We start from the raw sequence: 17,193 nt of genomic DNA, 5'->3' as shown, positions 1-17,193 counted from the left end.
CTTCGCGGTTACTGATCCCAACCAGACCTCCCTCAGCAGACCCGCGGCTTCAACGTGCCGGATTCCCTGTCGTACACCCAGTTCACGATGCTGCCGTCTTGGACGAATGTGAGGGCTCGGTCGATCACCTCCAGAGACACATCAAACCACTCGGACGCCTCGGCTGCACGCCCATCCAGACCAACCTGCTCGAACGGCACGCGCGACGTTGCAAACACCGTGTGCAACAGGTGCTCTAGCGAGGCCGCACGCAGGTTGTACGTCTTGTAGTCCGCAACCACCTCCACGGGTGCCATCAGATACGTGACCTGCTTTTCCGCCCCAGCAAGACGCCGCTCCACACTTCCGCGGGTGAACCCGATCTTGTGCAGATTAGGCCTCCCCACTACCTCCGGGTGGTCGCTCAGAGATCTCAACACATATATGTGGCCGGTCAGTTCATCCCCTGCTTCCAGCTCCGTGATGGTCACCTCCCTCTGGGTGACGAGGAAGCTGTCCTCTTCATGCAAGCGTGAGGTGAGGGACTGCCGATACATGCTCGACTCGGTCCCGTTCTCAAAAATGACCCGCAAGCGCTCTTTGCGCCTTCCCGCGACCACTTCGGTCTCACCAACTTCCGCAACAAACAGCATGACTCCGCCGAGGACGAAGAACGTCCCCTTCTGGATGTGTGCTTCACCGGGATCTGCGGCCAGACCCGCAACGCCGGAACGCAGCTCTGCGTGTTTTTGCTTGAACAGCGGCTCGAATGCCTCGAAACCCTTGGCGCGCTCCCGTCTCGCCACCCACTCAGGCTCACCCCGAGTGATCTTCTTCGGCAACATCGAAGTGTCCAGGATGCCTGTTTCGTCGTCAAGAAGATCATCATCAAGGGCCAGGATGTCCTCTAGGGACAGATCCTCTTCAACTCCCTCGGCAAGGAGTCCGTGCTCATCCAGATCTGCGAGGGCTTCGACTTTCTCTGGGTTGGCGCGGATGCCATCTAGGCGCGCGCCCAGCCGCCGCTCCTGGATCGCCCTCACCGTCGGATCGGGTTCGCGACCATGCTCCACCACAAAGTCGTTGATCTCCACAAATGACCTTCTCAACCGATCGTGGCCTGTCAGTACCGGCGCCTTCTCTGGCTCATCAAGCAGCCCATCATCATCTGACGCGAAGATCTCTTCCAGACTGGTCGGCATCTCCGCGCTCATGCGTTCACCTTCGCTTGACTTGCTTTGGCGCGACGCAGGAACACGAGGATCTCAGCCAAGCGCTTCTCATGCGGGTCTTTAGAGCGAATGGACGGCACCCGGCCCTCCATCCGCTGGAACTCCCGGAGCTTCGGATACATCAGAACCGCTTCCTCCGCTGTGACTTCGATCCGCGTCTCCGCGATGGCATCCATAACAACCCGCAGAGTCTTAGGATCGACAGACTTTGAGAGAACTTCGAAGGCGCGCTGGAACGGGTTGACCTTGTCGATCAGGTTGATGTCCAGCTTGTCGAGGTCGACGTACTTCTTGGCCAGCATCACGAACTTCTTGTCACCGACTTCCTTGACTTCCCCAGCCTTCACAACCGAGTCGACCACGACATGCTGGCGCAAAGACTCGGCTTCGGCACCGTTCAGATCGGGGTAACGTTCTCGCAAGATCTTAGGGATCAAGACCTTGTTGGCGACCTCGGCATCAAGTTGGCCCGCCGCAGCGCGCCGGAAGCCGGGGTCTTGCAGGATCGTCGCCTTCAGATCATTCAGGTCTGTCTCGATGATCTGCCGCACCCGATCTGTTGGCGGTGCCTTCAAGCCCTTGACCGCCAGTGTCCCTGGCTCTGGCGCCTCCCCCGGTTCCTTGGGTTTGAAGTTGAAGTTTGGCGCCAAGACCTGCTCCATGAGCAGCGACGCCGTGATTGCTTTGAGCATTGTGTTGACCGCGGTCGTCACTTCGTCGGCATCGGCCGCTGGCTCCGCGATGAGGTTGGTGAACTGAGCCCGCGGCTTCCCCTGTGCGTCCCGTGTCACTCGACCGATGATCTGGATGACCTCCGTCAAGGAGGACCTGTGCCCAACTGTCAGAGCATGTTCGGCAAACGGCCAGTCGAAGCCCTCTTTCGCCATTCCGAGGGCGATGATGACGTCCACCGCATCCTTGTCTTTGGCTGCAACCTGCCCCAGGTATCCGAGAAGGTTTGACCGTGCCATCAAGTCTGAATCGTCCACAAGGTCGGCAACCCGCAGTACCCTTCCATCCGGTGTGCGCAGCCGCATGATCCCGGATTCATCCTTCCCCTCAAAAATCCCAATGAGGTCGAGGATCTTGTTGACTTCCTCGATTTTGTCCTTGGTTGATTCGGAAGAGTTCACAGAAGGAATGTGAATCAGTGTCTTCAGATCCGGGTCGAACACCTCGTGGATCGCATCCGTGTAACGCCCCTGGTAGAAGTGGTGACCGATCCCCAGGCTCTTCAGGTGCTTGTAACCGTTGAGCTGGTCGTAGTAGTTGAACGTGACTGGAGTGAACTTCTCTTCATCTTCCGGCATGAGGACGGGCACCGAATCCCCCCGGAAGTAGGAGCCCGTCATCGCCACAACATGAGCATTCGAACCCGACATGATTTCGTGCACCACTTGTCCCAGCCGACTGGAGTCCTTGTCGGCCGACACGTGGTGGAACTCGTCGATTGCCACAAGAGTGTCATCAAAAGCCGAGGCCGGAAGCTTCGCCATCGCAAAACGCAACGTCGCGTGGGTGCAAACCAGCACTGTGTCGTCACCTTCAAGGAAACGCAGGAACGCGTCAACCTTGCCGCTGTCCCCTCCGGGAGTGCACAGGTTGTTGCGATCTTCTATCTCCCAGTCCGCAAAGAACCCGTGTTGTACGAGGGCGGTGCTGGCAAACGAGGCGCCAATGGAACGTTCTGGAACAGCGATGATGACCTTGTTGATTCCCTGATGGAAGAGTTTGTCGAGGGCGACGAACATGAGTGCCCGGGACTTCCCCGATGCCGGAGGTGCTTTTACCAGCAGGTATTGCGCATCCTTCTCAGCAAATACGCGGCGTTGCATGTCTCGCATCCCAAGTTCGTCGACATCGACGGAGCTCTGGTTGGCCGCATAGTTGATCTCTATTAGATTCTCTGGCTGCCCCATGCTGATTCCTTCGCACTGGTCTTTTGCATATACAAGTCAAACAGCAACGCAAGACGGTCCTCATCCGAAGCGAACCCGCTCTTGCGATACAGGGCGTCCACTGCATCATCGAGCTCTTTGTGTGCCAGCCGCAGGTTGCCGGGCATCAGGTCAGGATCATAGAGCTCCGCCAACGTCTTCTCACTGTGGTACTCTCGCACATCCAGCACCCGCAGGGCCCTCTGGGTCAGCGTTTCCTTCTGCGCCGCCGTCAGATCGGGCACTGGGAAGGTGTTGTAAACCAGGGTGTTCGAGTAGCGGAAATCCGTCTTCAGCTTCCCGCCCACCGCACGTAGCCAAGCCATGTGCATGCGTGAGGTCACCAGCGCAAACACCCATGGCTCGGCGTCGTAGATGGCGAACGCCAGGTTTGATATGACTGTGTCCGGACCCAGGTATCCAATCGGAACATACTCACGACGCTCGGATGAGACGCTGGGAACAATGATGGCTTCGGTGTCTTTGTGGGCAGCCTGGAGAAATCGCCACGGTCTTGCTGCGAACTCTCTAGAGATGGCAGACTTTCCGTTTTCTCTAAATCTGCGAACCCTCTCGAGCCGCTTCTTGACCGGTGTGCTTCGGGCTGCCTCTTCCACTTCCTCGACTCTGATCCACAGACAGTAGCGTTCCTTATCACTTATAAGCTCGCTCGCGCCCATATACCTCTTTATCCAGCGCTCTACGGATGGGTCCTCTGCCACTGCACCTGTACGCTCCGCAGACGAAAAGATGAGGCCGCCTCCATCTGTGGGTTGGCTTCCCCTGGTCATCGGCGGCATCCCATGGCGCGGGTTCCGACCCCTCTCGACGACAACACTTGCACCCTCAGTCAGGTAGGGACTTATGTTGCCAACTGTGCGCCGGTGTCCATCCGTTATCAATACCTTCTGGCGTGGACTTGGGTTGCGCAGCGAGATGACGACGACTGTTACACCTGCGTTGGCACGAGCGCTGTTAGACCACCGGAAAGACGTATGGGCGAAGCCGATTTCTATCCCCGAGGAGAGAACACGAGGCATGAAAATTCCGACGTGGTCACCTTGGACGACAGAGTTAGTACTAACAAAGGCCAATGCTGCCGCAGTACCAGCGATGTACTCTGCACCAATAAAGAACCAGAGTGAAATGTAGTCAAGGTTTCGCGGGTACTTGTCCGTACCGAAATAGGCCTCGAAGTCGCATTTCTGCGCATTCGTCTGCATCGAGGAACCAACATACGGTGGGTTTCCCACCAAGTAGATCTCGGTTTCTCCATCGTTGGGACACACCTGGTTCCAGTCGATGCGGGCAGCGTTGCCCGTGACTATCTGGCCGGCGTCTTTGAGGGGGATTAGCGGGATGTCGATACCGAAGATCTCGTTGAACTCTTGGTTCATCTGGTGTTTGGCGATCCACAACGAAAGCACCGCTACCTCGCGGGCCAACGGGTCAATCTCAATGCCGTAGAAGTTGGTGATCTTGATGCGGGAACCAAACAGCTCAGACTGAAGGTTCTGCCCACCCAAGCTCTTGAGGATCTCGTTTTCAAGCCTGCGTAGCTCTTTGTAAGCAATGACAAGGAAGTTCCCCGACCCACAGGCAGGGTCAAAAACCTTGATGCCCCCAATTCTGTCGAGCAGGCGGTTCAGACGGACTGGTTTGCCTTGAGCGGCCTCGAACTCTTCCCACAGTCCCTCCATGAAGAGCGGGTCAATCGTCTTGAGGATGTTGGGCACAGACGTGTAATGCTGGCCCAGGTCCCCACGTAACTGCGGGTCAACGACGGCTTGGAACATGGAGCCGAAAATATCCGGGTTGATCTCATCCCACCGCAAGTGACCACTGCGCAGAAGAAGGTTGCGTGCCTGGCGGCTGAAGCGCGGAACGACCTCGGCTCCCCTGGCGAACAGCTGGCCATTCACATAGGGGAAAGCGCGAACCAGTGCAGGCTTGGCTGAAGGGTCCTCCGTGTCCAATGCGTCGAACACCTGGGTGAGGAAGCTCTGCAGGTCAGAACCGTCATCTTGAGTCAGGGACTCGACCTTCTCAGTGAAAAGACCCTTCGTGAAAATCCCCGTGTCCTCAGCGAAGAAGCAGAACAGCAGTCTGGTGAAGAAGAGGTTGAGGCTGTGACGGGAAATGTCCTCGGGTGAATTCTCTTTGGCTAGCTCATCGAACAGTTTGCCCAGACGTTCTGCGGCTTTGATGTCCGCGTGCGCCTCAGCAACATACTGCGCTTTTTCCATGCCAGCCCAGGGAAGGAAGAACTCGAAGTGTTCATCAACCTCGTCAATCGCGATATTCAAGGTCTCGCCGCTGGCACGGTCCAAGGCGACAAGATTCTCGTAGTCGGTAGCGATCAGGAAGCGCGTGTCATATTTGGTGACCGTTGGTGATGAGTCCAGCTCCGCGATAGTCAGGTAGAGATCAGCATCGGTTGGTTTGAAGTAGACGACACCCTTTTGGGCGACCTCGACCTCGGGATTATTGGCAATATTCAGGTTTCCGGAGCGCAACCGGGTGACAGAAGCCCGCGACCTTCCGAGCGCTACCAGCAGGTCGAAGATGAACTCCCGTGAGTAGGTGGGACGGCGCGCTAGATCAGCGACTCGATCTTGAATGTCCGCAACACTAAGCCGTGCCACACGTCCTCCTCGACTACAAAAATCTCAGTTTGTATCACTCAGGTTAACCGAGTGGAGCACCTGAGGAACGCAATCTGCGGCTTTACCGCACATTCTCACCTTCGCCTGTCTAACCTTGGGTAGGACAAGGAATTTGAGGTGGGACGTGGCGGGCAAGCAAATCAGGATGTTCTTAGTAGACGGAACCGTCGGCGGCCTGGTGACTGCTGAGATCCACAATTGGACCGGACACCTGCTCAAGGGGAAGCGGGAGCGCCTCAACGAAATCCAGGGTCGCCCTGAGGCGGGACGCACCGGGGTCTACATCCTCTTCGGTGACGATGCCGCGGCGTCGGGGAAACGGTCTGCATACATCGGGCAGAGTGACAACGTCGGCGCACGACTAAAGAACCACGACTCCAAGAAGGAGTTCTGGGATGAAGTAGTGATCATTACGTCCAAGGACATGAACCTCACTTCGGCACACGTGCGCTACTTGGAGTCAGCACTCATCAACCTCGCCAAGAAGGTTGGTCGTGTCTCTCTGGAGAATGTTGCCTCACCCACGGGAGGGGCGCCGCTGCCAGAGGCCGACGCTTCCGACATGGAGTACTTTCTGAGCCAACTCAAGATCGTGCTTCCCGTCCTCGGCTATGACCTCTTGCGTGGCAGGGCAGCAGCTTTGCCACCAAGCGAAGTCGTGACAGACACAACGGACAAGACCACCTCGCCAACATTCCATCTGCGAGGGTCCAAGAAACACGTGGATGCGACGGCGCAGCTTGTGGACGGCGAGTTCACACTTCTGGAGGGGTCACGAATTGCGCTCAATATGGATGCAGCAGTGAACACCTGGGCCGAAACCACCAAAGTTCAACACGCGACGCGGCAGGAGCTTCGCAGCAAGCTCTTTGCCGACGGGGCGCTCCGCTCTGAAGGTGCCGTTGCTGTCGCGACACGTGACATCGTCTTCTCGTCACCGTCTGCTGCAAGCGCAACCGCCCTCGGCAAAGCCTCTTCAAATGGTCGCATCGAGTGGAAGACTCAGGACGGACAAACGTTCTCTGCTTGGGAGCAGAGCGTCGGCTAGGGGCGCGAGAGGTTCTGACTGCCTATGACCCGGAACACGCCCTCGTCCCCTACCTGCTCTGCGCCCCCTCAGCCCGCGACTGTGCGTCGTGGTTGTCGGCGGATTGGGGTTGCTCGCCTGACTGCGGTTGGTCGGGCTGCGGTTCATCGGTCGATTGCTCCGCGGGGGCATCCGCATAGCCGAAGTGCAAGTCCAGCATTCCAAGCCTTGCTTCGAACCAGGTGAGGATCTGCTCGGTCGACACCACGTCCGAGGACGGGCGGCCAAGGGAGTTCCACCGGTTCGCCTCCGCCGTCCACACATCGCTTGGCACGGTGGCGTGTAGGTTCGCTGACTTCTGCTGGAGGTTCTCAACAGAGAAGATCCCACTGTCACGCAGTTGTGCGTAGCGGGCTTCGACCTCGGGCCTGAAGGCCTGGTAGGTCTTGAACCAAGGCTTCTCTTCCGTGTCCTCGTTCTCATAGTCCATCAGCAGCTTGGTCTCTACCGCCGGGTCCAGCAGTCTGCCGGTCGAGTTCATTCCAAACGTGGTGTCTTTATCCCAGGGTAGGAAGAACCATTTGTCGAGGTCGTAAGAGACTACCTGCAGGTCTTGGGCGCGCCCATCCCAGTCGTAGAGAAGCTCAATCATCAGAAGCATGTCGATCATGTTGCCCTTGTCGAAATGCTTGTCGAACTGTGCTTCAAAGTCCTCTTGGCTGCCGTTGATGACACTCGACAGCTCATCAATAGCCGACTTTTGCTCGTCGGTGAACAGGTCTGTTGACGACAGATAGTTGTCAATCCAAGTGCCTATGCCATCGGAGCCAAGCTTCGTCCACGTCTTCTCAAGCGTGTATCCGCCGCGGGCGTCAAACTCCATATATATGTTCGACGTGTTGTAAGGGTCGATGTTGAAGTTGTCAGGATCATGGCCAAGGGTGAGTGTGGAGATCCCATAGTGCTTCCCATCCATGGTGACCCGTGAGATGTTGGTTTGGGGGAATCCCAACGCACCGGGGTTGTTGGCTGTGGTGGAGTGGCTGACTTCAGAACCACTGTTCCGGCTAGCGATCATCTCTTCCCACAGGCCAAACGCCAATGGGTTGCGGGACTGTGTTGGATCAATCCACTCTGCCTTCGCAATCCAGGAGTCAGTCGGCACAGAAGAGCCAACCTGAACCAATATCGGGCGGGTGCGCTGCTTGTCCGAATACCACTTCAGGGTCCAGTTCTTCTTCGGCCAGCGCGCAGTGGATGTGCCCTGAACCTGGATGGTTCCAAAACTCTTGAAGGTGGAGTTCCCCGTCCCAATGGAAAGACACACGGGCAGAGGTCCCTGAGACTTGGCGGTCGGCAGAGCCTGCCCCATCGTCTCAACCCCAATGTTGATCATTGCCGACGCGTCCTGAATATGCACGGTTCCAGAGGTGGGCTGGATGTTGCCGCCACTGCAGCTTGCTGCTTGAACGCGAGGAGGGAGCGCTTTGAGGTCGCAGGGTGTGGTCGATGGCGACAAAATGGCCTCTCCACCAACCAGGGTCACGTCCTCGACCAACAGGTTCTTCAGAGCCTTGTGACCCGAGTTCGGGAGGCATGTCCGGCGGGAAAGAAGTAGGGGTTCGCCCTCACGCCCTGCAGCAGCTGCCGCAGCCAGTGCGTCCGGATAGTTCTCCCCAGTTGCCATGAACGCACCCCTGGTTGGGAGGAACTGTCCAGTCGCAATGTCCGCAGACGTTTCGTAGCGGTCAGAACCCGCGTAGCGGACGACCTCGGTCGAGGCCGCCAAGGCGCTAGAGATCTGGTTGCTTACAATTGCAGGGCCACCTGCGATGAAACTGCTTAACGCGCCAAGTTTCTTTGCGACTTTGCTGGCAGAATCCGCATACTTTTTTCCATCACCGACAAGCAGGAGCGGGGCTTGGTGTTGTCCGGCAGCCGCCCCCAACGCAAGTGCATCGGGGTAGTTCTTGCCGGTTGCGATGTAGAGGGTGTCGGAACCATCGGCGCCCCAGCCATACTCCACTGTCCGTCGGGAGGTTTCGTAGCGGTCAGCGCCACCCAGCCGGGTGATGTTGCTGGAGTTCGCGGCCGCAGCAGCCTCATTGGCAACCTTCTGGGACACGGCCCCGTCACCGCCAACGACAACGATGAGGCTGGGCTTCAGCCGCTGAAGTTCCTGCGCGGTTGCAGCAGAGAGAGTGTTCGGCGCGGTGAACAGAAGTGACCCATCAAGTTTTACGGCCAGTGGAGCCGCAGTCGTTGCGTCAGCAGAGCTCTTCCCAGAAGCCAAGACAACGGTGTCAGTCTGCCCCTTAGGGAATGAGGCTTGCGAGAGCAAACTGGCAGTCTCGTAGCGGTCGGAACCGCCGAACCTCTGTGCTACGGACCAACCATCCACGACCTGAGTGGCTGCGCTAGCAGGAACGGTCACTCCAAACATTAATGCTGCTGTAATGAATAGAGAAACGGCCAGTTTTGAAGATCGTTTGAAAATTGAAATCACCCCATGAAACAGAACTGCCAAATGTCGGAAGGCTCTGCTGAGAAAGCAGCCCCGAAAGCACATTTCAAACTAGCACGGATCGCTCGAGCAGGCAGTTCGTAGCAATGGGGAATCCCGCGGCAGCCTAGGAGGCGATCGTCCTCGAGCATTCAGGGAGGCACAACCTAAGTCGGAATAGCGGGGTTTTTGTTCCGGGTTATACTGCCTAAGTCGGAATATAGGGGCGTTTATTCCAACTTAGGAGGTAGCATGGCCGACTCCAAGGCAGGGCCCGGTCGACTTGGGGACAGCGCAGATGCAAGCGTGCCATTAATTGTCCACGGCCGCCGCGCCGTCAATTGGCAGCAAAGCCAAAGGGGTGGGAGTCGCGAAGACCGCATGATGCGGCAGACAACCGTGCGCCTACCTCCGACGATTGCCGACTACCAACCGCGACTCGGCTCGCTGGTTGCAGCGGAGTCCGAGGGCGCGCTCGCGGCTATTGCGCAGCTTGATGCCGAACACGGCCCGGACCTGGCGGCGATATCAACACTCTTGCTCCGCGCAGAGTCTGTTGCCTCATCCAAAATCGAACGCATCGAGGCTTCTGTGGAGGACTTTGCGAGAGCAGCTCACGGAATCAGGTCCAACCCCTCCGCTACCTCAATGGTGGCCTCGGCGGACGCGCTAAATGACCTGATCCTCTCCGTTGAAGGCGGCCAGCCAATAACACTTGAGAAGGTCCTCTCAGCTCACCGGATCCTCATGGCCGATGACCCCTACGAGGCGCGGGATGCTGGGCGCATCCGTACCGTGCAGAACTGGATCGGTGGATCTGACTACTCGCCACGCGGGGCGCAGTACGTTCCCCCTCCGCCCGAGACCGTCGAAGACTACCTGGGGGACCTGCTGGCTTTTGCGAACAGAAGCGATGTTCCCGTCCTCGTTCAAGCAGCCATCGTCCACGCCCAGTTTGAGTCGATCCATCCCTTCACCGACGGGAACGGACGGATCGGGAGGGCGTTGATCAACACGGTTTTCAGACGTCGAGGGGCGACCTCGCAGGTCGTCGTCCCTCTTGCTTCGGCGCTGGTCGCAAAACGGGACACCTACTTTGAGGTACTTGCCGCATACAGGGAGGGCGATGCGGGCCCACTGATCCGTATGTTTGCACTCGCAGCTCGCAGTGCGGCAAACGAATCCAGAGTGACGGCCCAGAACCTGACGCTGATGCCGGCGGACTGGGAAGAACAGTACGCAGAGAGCACCGGAAGGAAACCTCGCGCCAACAGCGCCGCGGCCAGCATTCTCACCGAGCTCCCAAACACCCCGTTCTTCGCCGCCGAAGAGATGTCAGAGCTCATTGGCAAGGCGTCCTCGTCCGTCTACAGCGCTATTGAGAAGTTGGCGGAGGTTGGGGTGTTGCAACCGTTGACCAACCGCAAGCGCAAGCAGGTTTGGTGCGTGCCATCAATAGTTGATGAACTAGAGGACCTCGGAGCGCGAATCGAGAGCCGAACAAGCCTGGACCCACTGTGGCCAGAGATCGTCAGCCAGACCGTATCGGCTCAGAAGTCCGCCGCGCAGACAGAGTGAATGTTGCCGGCAATGAACCTTGAATCAGTCGACCCGCAGTTGCGGTCCGCGCTGGCACTGCTGGACTAGGGCGCGGGTGACCAACGTCGCCGAAGTCGACACCAAACCAAGCCAAGGTCGCCGAAGACAACGTAGGTCGCCGGTGTTTGGGCGAATTATCGGCGACCTATGCTGACATCGGCAACCTTGCGCATGTCGGGTTCCACCATCAAGCCACCCATCGATCCGGGACTAGCCAACCTATTGACTTTCGATAGCTTTCTATCGATAATCGATATATGAACCTTGATCTTTCCCGCCCACCGTTGGCACTTGTCGTCGCCACCCAGGTACTTCTTGGCGCACTGTCCCTAGTCGGCCTCGGCGCAATCGCTCTACTTCCCAGCGTCTCCACAAGCGCCGCTGACAGCCTTCCCGAGTACGCGAACTTGCGCGGTCCGCTGCTGGCGCTCGCTATCGGCTTCACGGCTCTCGGCCTCGTCGCCCTGGCGATGGTCTCTCTGTTGGTGCAGCGCATCTATGGAGAGACCGTCCTCGAACAACGTTCCGTTATGTGGGTCAATGTGCTTGTGGGCACCCTGGTATGCGCGTCCGCTCTGATCGTCGTGGGATTTGTGGTGATTAGCAACGGCCAGGCGGGTAGTCCGTTTCTCGCGCTCATCCAGGTGATGGCTTGCCTCGGCCTAGTCGCCCTCGCCTGCATCACCCTGGTTCTGCGGTCGCTCCTGAAGAGCGCCATCGCCATGGCCGCAGAGCTGGACGAGGTCGTCTGATGGCAATCCGCATAACGATCGACCGCATGTTGGCCGAACGCGGGATGAGCGTCGGCGACTTCGCAGAAGCAATTGGAATCACCCCGGCGAACGTCGCGGTGCTGAAGAATGGCCGCGCGAAGGCGGTGCGGTTCACGACCCTCGACGCGATCTGCCGCGTCCTCGAGTGTCAGCCCGGGGACATACTGCGGTACGAGGACTGAGGGGCCTGCAACCTTCGGACAATCGACCACTATCACCCTTGGTACTGAAGTGGTACCATCACGACATGGCTATGCAACTACGGCTCTCACCAGAAGAAGACAGAATGCTGAATGAACTGGCTGAAGAGGGGGCGACTTCCAAGAACCAGCTCATCGCATCGCTGGTCAAAGAGGCATGGGAACGCAAGCGTGCCCGAAACTTCACCTACGCCCTTCTAGACCAGATCAGCGAGGAGCGAAGCGACCTCCTTGACCGCCTCGCCCAATGACCGTTTGGTGGCCCGAGTTCTCTGACATCCAAGCATGGCTCGTCCAGCGCGGGTATGAATCGCGCGACTGGGGTCTGTTGGCTGCATGCATTGACAGACCGCTGACCACGTTGGGCGGCCAAGAGATGTACCCAACGATATGGGCCAAGGTTGCGGCTCTGCTCGATTCCGCGGCGCGCAATCACCCTCTCATTGACGGCAACAAGCGCTTGGGCTTTCTGCTCGCAAGCCTGGTCCTGAACGGCAACGGCATACGCGATCGAGCAGTCAGTGACGACCAGTGGTATGAGCTGATTGTCGCGTGCGCATCGGACCACTTAGAGGTCACTGAGGTCGCCTCCCGACTAGAGAGCCTCCTGAAAGACCACTAGCCAAACTGCGTGGCTCAGTCGCCGTACACCTCACTCGCCATGCGGAACGCCGCCCACGCCTTCGGCCACCCGGGCGCGTATTACGCCCAGGCTGCCTCACGCCTCAGGGATATCGATGACGAGAGTATTGAAATCAAGCTCGTCGGGCACCATCGTCATACCCTGTTCGAGGGCGTCAATGGCGGCCAGCTCGTCGCCCGAAAGCTCAAAGTCGAAGACATCAAAGTTTTCCGCGATACGCGCCGGCTTCACCGACTTGGGGATAACCTGGCGGCCCTCTTGGATGTGCCAGCGCAGCATCACCTGGGCTGGCGACTTCCCGTGAGCCTCACCAATCGCCACGATGGTCGGGTTTGTCAGCGGAGTGTCGCCGTTGCTGTAAGTGCGAAGCCCACCGATTGGCGACCATGCCTGCGTGAGGATCCCGTGAGCGCGGTTGAAGTCCTGTAGTTCCCGCTGCTGCGTGTAGGGGTGCACTTCGATCTGGTTCACCGTGGGTACGACCTCGGTCTCATTGAGCAGTCGCTCCAGACGGACCGGCAGGAAGTTGCTGACGCCGATAGCGCGCAGCTTTCCGTCGGCAAGCAGGGTTTCCAGTGCTTTGTAGGACGCGATGGTCTTGTCGAACTCGGTCGGGTTGGCCTGGTGCAGGATGAGCAGATCAATCTGGTCGAGGCCGAGCTTCGCCGAAGCCTTCTCGAAAGCGTGCAGTGTTTCGTTGTATCCGTAGTCGGTGACCCAAACCTTGGTCTCGACGAAGACGTCAGAGCGGTCGAGGCCGGAACGGCGCAGCGCCTCCCCAACCCCCTTTTCGTTGCCGTAGGCAGCGGCAGTGTCGATGTGGCGGTATCCGACCTCGAGGGCGGCCTGCACGGCCACCATAGTTTCCTCGGGAGGGGTCTGGTAGACACCAAAGCCGATCTGGGGAAGGGTGACGCCGTTGTTCAGTGTGAAGTGAGGCTGCGTGGTGGTCATGGGCTGGTCCTCTCAAACTCAGAATCTCTAAACGGATTGTTTCTATCCGCTTACATGAGCGTAACACCTAAGTGGATAGTTTGTCTCCACTTAGGGTAGTGTGATCTCCATGACCGAACCAGGAAGTACCGAACCCGACACCGCGGAGCCAACGCTCCGCAAAGACGCCGCCCTCAACCGCGAACGGCTCATAGAAGCAGGCCGTGACCTATTCGCCAAACGCGGGCTCAGCGCAACCCTCAACGATGTCGCCCGTCACGCGGGGGTTGGGGTTGGCACCGCGTACCGCCGTTTCGCCAACAAGGATGAGTTGATTGACGCAATCTTGGAGCGGCAGAACCAAGAGATGGAGGCTGTGCTCCGCAGCGCCCTCGCCGAACCGGACCCCTGGGACGGCCTTGTCCTCTACATGGAACGGGCCTCTGCCATCCAGGCGGTTGACCGCGGAATGTCCCAAATTTTCACCGGACGGCACTCCTGCAAGGTTAGTTACGACGAGACGCGAGACCGCCTGGCGCCACTTGTGGACGAGGTCGCGGCGCGCGCTCGCAACTCCGGCCAACTCCGGACCGACGTCACCGGAACCGACCTCATCTTCATCCAAGTGGCGTTGAGTGCCGTTGCAACGGTTGCCCTAGACGGGCACCAACCCACAGACCGCCAGGACACCAGCGAGCTGTATCACCGCTACCTGTGGATCTTGCTCGACGGGTTGCGCGCCGACCGCGATCCGTCGCCGCTCCCGGTCCCACCACTGAGCGTCGACGACACGCATGAGCTGCTGCGGACGGAAGCCTAGCCTCGGCCGCCAACCGAACCACGATTCCCCGCTCCGTCCCACCCCTGGCTGCCCGCACTTATCTCACCAATCATGTCGTCGAGGAACCGAATCACGGTAGCGCGTTCCTCGGCGGTGAGGCGGGCAGCCGCATTGAACCGCCTCGCCTGAGCCAGCCCAACAGTCTGCATTGCCGCTTCCTTGGTCTCGTCCGTAATGGTGATGGCCAAAGCGCGCCGATCTGTAGGATGCGGGGAACGGACAATATGTCCACCCGCTTCCAGCCGGTCCAAAAGTTTTGTGGTTGACGCGGTGGATATCCCCAGGTGAGCGGCGATAATGCTGGGGGTAACAATGGCATCGGCGTGCCGGGAGACGATGAGGAAGTGGAGCGCCTTCATGTCCGTTTTGCCCAGCTTCATGTAACGCTGGGAGGCCTCTGACAAGCCCTGCTCCGCATCGCGGAGACGGGCCAGGGCGTTCATCACTTCGGTAACTTGGCGCTGATCGTCAGGGGATATATGAGACCGATCGACAAGGACGGAGTGCGGATCATTCATGTTGACGTCATAGAGGCGCACGCTTGCCGCCTGGACGTTCGCATCCTCATTCGCCATATGGACACTATACCTTGTCGCATATTTCATTATGTGTTTATTATTAGCCTCGTTAGCATTTATATAATCTAGGTACTTTTGGGACGATATGGACACGATAGCCACAAAAAGATCTTCGGCTCCACGATGGTTACGGGTGGCCATTCCGGCCGTCCTCGTCCTCATCTGGCTCACCGCTGCAGCCATCGGCGGCCCGTACTTTGGCAAGGTGTCTGAGGTTGCGTCCAATGACCAAACCACCTACCTTCCCGAAAGCGCGGATGCCACCCAGGTTCAATCTCTGCTTGGGGAATTCAACGACTCCAACGCGATTCCGGCCATCGTCGTCTTCACGGCCGCGGAACCACTGACTGAGACGCAGGTTGCTGCCCTGGAAGACGCCCTCAGACAAGCAACTGCCACCGAGGGCGTCACGGAGGTGTCCCCACTCATTCCCTCCGCAGACGACCTCGCCGCACAGGCATTCGTTCCCATCGCGACGGACTCGGACATTGCTGAAGTGGTGTCGCAACTCAGCGACGAACTCAAGTCCACCACACCTGACGGCCTTGAAGTCTTCGTTACCGGACCCGCGGGTTTCACGTCCGATCTGGTTGAGGGCTTTGCGGGTATCGACGGTATCCTTCTCGGCGTTGCACTACTGGCTGTCTTGATCATCCTCATCCTGGTCTACAGGTCCTTCCTGCTACCCATTGCTGTCCTCTCCACCAGCATGTTCGCGCTCTGTGCAGCGCTACTAACCGTGTGGTGGCTAGCGAAGTGGGAAATCCTGGCGCTCAGCGGACAAACCCAAGGCATCCTCTTCATCCTGGTCATCGGCGCAGCCACTGACTATTCGTTGCTCTACGTGGCGCGCTACCGTGAGGAGCTGCGCGTCCACTCAGACAAGTGGGCGGCCACCCAGGGAGCGCTCAAGGGAGCTTTCGAACCGATTCTCGCCTCCGGGGGCACAGTCATTGCTGGCCTCATGTGCCTGCTGCTCAGTGACCTCAAGTCGAACAGCACCCTGGGCCCGGTTGCTTCCATCGGCATCCTTTTTGCTATGGCTTCAGCATTAACCCTGTTGCCCGCCATTCTCTTTGCATTCGGACGGGCAGCATTTTGGCCGCGTGTGCCCAAGTTCGAACCAGTCGTGGTGGCGGCCGAGGGCGGACTGCCGAACCGAGGAATCTGGACGAAACTGGCGGACGTTATCAAGCGGCGCCCCCGAGCAATTTGGGTGACAACCACAATGGTTCTGCTCATCGGGGCGCTGGGAGTCACCCAACTGAATGCGGTCGGGGTCCCGCAATCCGACCTCGTCCTCGGACAATCTGAGGCGCGTGATGGTCAAGTCGCCTTGGGCGAGCACTTCCCCGGCGGTTCTGGATCACCGGCGCAAATCATCGTTGACCATGGTGAGATGCAAGCGGCGGTCGCAACTCTTCTAGCAAACGACGGCATCGACAGTGTTTCGGTCACCGCGGCTGACTCACCCAGCGGAAGCGCGCCCGTGACAGAGGACGGAATCCAACCACTCGGACCACCCGGGACGCCCAGTCCAGAACCAACTGTTGTGAACGGTCAAGTGCTCCTGCAGGGAACACTGACGGATGCGGCGGATTCTGATGCTGCGGGGCAGACCGTTCGTGATATTAGAGCGGAGTTCGAGGCCGCGGCTCCGAGCGCCCTCGTCGGAGGTGTCACCGCAACTGCCGTTGACACCAACCAGGCGTCGATCCACGACCGCAACCTCATCATTCCTGTAGTCCTCGTCGTCATCACTGCAATCTTGATGGTCTTGCTGAGGTCGATTGTTGCGCCAATCTTGTTGATCGCGACAACGGTCCTGTCGTTCGGCACGGCCATGGGGGTTTCTGCAATCATGTTCAACCATGTCTTGGACTTCCCTGGCGCGGACCCAGCTGTGCCGCTGTATGGGTTTATCTTCTTGGTTGCCCTCGGCATTGACTACAACATCTTCCTGATGACTCGAGTTCGGGAGGAGTCGTTGAAACACGGCACACGGCAGGGAATTCTGCGGGGTCTTACCATCACGGGAGGTGTAATTACGTCGGCGGGTCTGGTGCTTGCGGCGACCTTTGCGGCCTTGTCGGTGATCCCGATCCTCTTCCTGGTACAACTGGCGTTCATTGTTGCATTCGGGGTGCTGCTTGACACGTTCGTGGTGCGGACATTGCTAGTTCCCGCCTTGACGTACGACATCGGGCGGGCGATTTGGTGGCCATCGAGGTTGGCAAAGCCGGGAGATGGCGAGGCGCGCACTTAGACGCACCCGCCGCCTC

The 17,193-nt window shown here is 58.6% G+C and carries 14 protein-coding genes; 8 read left to right on the top strand and 6 right to left on the bottom strand.

All coding sequences use genetic code 11. From position 1 onward, the window contains the following. Window positions 1-32 precede the first annotated feature (32 nt). Genes H2O65_RS00370 through H2O65_RS00360 form a run of 3 tightly spaced genes read right to left on the bottom strand, consistent with a single transcriptional unit; the run spans window position 33 to window position 5,793 of the window. On the bottom strand, window positions 33-1,193 hold the full coding sequence (locus H2O65_RS00370; protein ID WP_182141665.1) for a GIY-YIG nuclease family protein: 1,161 nt from the start codon (window positions 1,191-1,193) through the stop codon (window positions 33-35). Further along, complete coding sequence (locus tag H2O65_RS00365; RefSeq protein ID WP_182141664.1) at window positions 1,190-3,130, bottom strand: DEAD/DEAH box helicase; 1,941 nt, start codon at window positions 3,128-3,130, stop codon at window positions 1,190-1,192. Before H2O65_RS00365 ends, H2O65_RS00370 begins: the two co-directional genes overlap by 4 nt. Next, the gene (locus H2O65_RS00360) at window positions 3,109-5,793 is read right to left on the bottom strand and encodes a DNA methyltransferase (protein WP_182141663.1); all 2,685 of its coding nucleotides are present in this window, start codon (window positions 5,791-5,793) and stop codon (window positions 3,109-3,111) included. The genes H2O65_RS00365 and H2O65_RS00360 overlap by 22 nt, the downstream gene beginning before the upstream one ends. 166 nt (window positions 5,794-5,959) lie before the next feature. Here H2O65_RS00360 and H2O65_RS00355 point away from each other — a divergent pair, with 166 nt between their 5' ends. Further along, window positions 5,960-6,862 (top strand): GIY-YIG nuclease family protein, encoded by a 903-nt coding sequence (locus tag H2O65_RS00355; protein WP_220458756.1) that lies wholly within the window; start codon window positions 5,960-5,962, stop codon window positions 6,860-6,862. Between the two features lie 49 nt (window positions 6,863-6,911). On the opposite strand, the gene H2O65_RS00350 is transcribed toward H2O65_RS00355, so the two are convergent. Next, the gene (locus H2O65_RS00350; protein ID WP_182141661.1) at window positions 6,912-9,275 is read right to left on the bottom strand and encodes a cell wall-binding repeat-containing protein; all 2,364 of its coding nucleotides are present in this window, start codon (window positions 9,273-9,275) and stop codon (window positions 6,912-6,914) included. A 321-nt stretch (window positions 9,276-9,596) separates the two neighbouring features. Between H2O65_RS00350 and H2O65_RS00345 the strand changes: the two genes are divergently transcribed. The 5 genes from H2O65_RS00345 (at window position 9,597) to H2O65_RS00325 (ending at window position 12,538) form a co-directional block, all read left to right on the top strand. Then, a complete protein-coding gene (locus tag H2O65_RS00345; protein ID WP_182141660.1) occupies window positions 9,597-10,922 on the top strand; it encodes a Fic family protein in 1,326 nt (441 codons plus the stop codon). 278 nt (window positions 10,923-11,200) lie between these two features. Beyond that, window positions 11,201-11,695 carry a DUF2975 domain-containing protein gene (locus H2O65_RS00340; protein ID WP_182141659.1) on the top strand — a complete coding sequence of 165 codons (495 nt, stop codon included), beginning with the start codon at window positions 11,201-11,203 and terminating at the stop codon, window positions 11,693-11,695. Continuing rightward, a complete protein-coding gene (locus H2O65_RS00335) occupies window positions 11,695-11,898 on the top strand; it encodes a helix-turn-helix transcriptional regulator (protein ID WP_182141658.1) in 204 nt (67 codons plus the stop codon). Before H2O65_RS00340 ends, H2O65_RS00335 begins: the two co-directional genes overlap by 1 nt. 104 nt (window positions 11,899-12,002) lie before the next feature. Continuing rightward, window positions 12,003-12,167 carry a hypothetical protein gene (locus H2O65_RS00330; RefSeq protein ID WP_182141657.1) on the top strand — a complete coding sequence of 55 codons (165 nt, stop codon included), beginning with the start codon at window positions 12,003-12,005 and terminating at the stop codon, window positions 12,165-12,167. Further along, on the top strand, window positions 12,164-12,538 hold the full coding sequence (locus tag H2O65_RS00325) for a type II toxin-antitoxin system death-on-curing family toxin (protein ID WP_182141656.1): 375 nt from the start codon (window positions 12,164-12,166) through the stop codon (window positions 12,536-12,538). The genes H2O65_RS00330 and H2O65_RS00325 overlap by 4 nt, the downstream gene beginning before the upstream one ends. Before the next feature lie 96 nt (window positions 12,539-12,634). Here the strand turns inward: H2O65_RS00325 and H2O65_RS00320 are convergent, their stop codons facing one another. Beyond that, entirely contained in the window at window positions 12,635-13,513 is an 879-nt protein-coding gene (locus tag H2O65_RS00320) for an aldo/keto reductase (RefSeq protein WP_182141655.1), read from the bottom strand. Window positions 13,514-13,622: 109 nt separating this feature from the next. Between H2O65_RS00320 and H2O65_RS00315 the strand changes: the two genes are divergently transcribed. Next, window positions 13,623-14,312: a TetR/AcrR family transcriptional regulator gene (locus tag H2O65_RS00315; RefSeq protein ID WP_182141654.1), complete on the top strand. Its 690-nt coding sequence runs from the start codon at window positions 13,623-13,625 to the stop codon at window positions 14,310-14,312. Here H2O65_RS00315 and H2O65_RS00310 read toward each other — a convergent pair. Further along, on the bottom strand, window positions 14,309-14,938 hold the full coding sequence (locus H2O65_RS00310) for a MarR family winged helix-turn-helix transcriptional regulator (RefSeq protein ID WP_259349532.1): 630 nt from the start codon (window positions 14,936-14,938) through the stop codon (window positions 14,309-14,311). The genes H2O65_RS00315 and H2O65_RS00310 overlap by 4 nt on opposite strands. 106 nt (window positions 14,939-15,044) lie before the next feature. Here H2O65_RS00310 and H2O65_RS00305 point away from each other — a divergent pair, with 106 nt between their 5' ends. After that, a complete protein-coding gene (locus tag H2O65_RS00305; RefSeq protein ID WP_259349531.1) occupies window positions 15,045-17,177 on the top strand; it encodes an MMPL family transporter in 2,133 nt (710 codons plus the stop codon). The last annotated feature ends 16 nt before the right edge of the window (window positions 17,178-17,193 follow it).

It is taken from the genome of Schaalia sp. JY-X169, from assembly GCF_014069575.1.
GTDB lineage: Bacteria > Actinomycetota > Actinomycetes > Actinomycetales > Actinomycetaceae > Scrofimicrobium.
Note: the sequence above shows the minus strand (reverse complement) of the source record. Positions and strands in the feature narration are given on the sequence as shown.

Bases quoted from the DNA above. Each gene is read 5' to 3' on its own strand.
- H2O65_RS00310 (WP_259349532.1), bottom strand. From the start codon at position 14,938: ATGAAATATGCGACAAGGTATAGTGTCCATATGGCGAATGAGGATGCG.
- H2O65_RS00340 (WP_182141659.1), top strand. From the start codon at position 11,201: ATGAACCTTGATCTTTCCCGCCCACCGTTGGCACTTGTCGTCGCCACC.
- H2O65_RS00315 (WP_182141654.1), top strand. From the start codon at position 13,623: ATGACCGAACCAGGAAGTACCGAACCCGACACCGCGGAGCCAACGCTC.
- H2O65_RS00325 (WP_182141656.1), top strand. From the start codon at position 12,164: ATGACCGTTTGGTGGCCCGAGTTCTCTGACATCCAAGCATGGCTCGTC.
- H2O65_RS00365 (WP_182141664.1), bottom strand. From the start codon at position 3,130: ATGGGGCAGCCAGAGAATCTAATAGAGATCAACTATGCGGCCAACCAG.
- H2O65_RS00345 (WP_182141660.1), top strand. From the start codon at position 9,597: ATGGCCGACTCCAAGGCAGGGCCCGGTCGACTTGGGGACAGCGCAGAT.
- H2O65_RS00335 (WP_182141658.1), top strand. From the start codon at position 11,695: ATGGCAATCCGCATAACGATCGACCGCATGTTGGCCGAACGCGGGATG.
- H2O65_RS00355 (WP_220458756.1), top strand. From the start codon at position 5,960: ATGTTCTTAGTAGACGGAACCGTCGGCGGCCTGGTGACTGCTGAGATC.
- H2O65_RS00320 (WP_182141655.1), bottom strand. From the start codon at position 13,513: ATGACCACCACGCAGCCTCACTTCACACTGAACAACGGCGTCACCCTT.
- H2O65_RS00370 (WP_182141665.1), bottom strand. From the start codon at position 1,193: ATGAGCGCGGAGATGCCGACCAGTCTGGAAGAGATCTTCGCGTCAGAT.
- H2O65_RS00330 (WP_182141657.1), top strand. From the start codon at position 12,003: ATGCTGAATGAACTGGCTGAAGAGGGGGCGACTTCCAAGAACCAGCTC.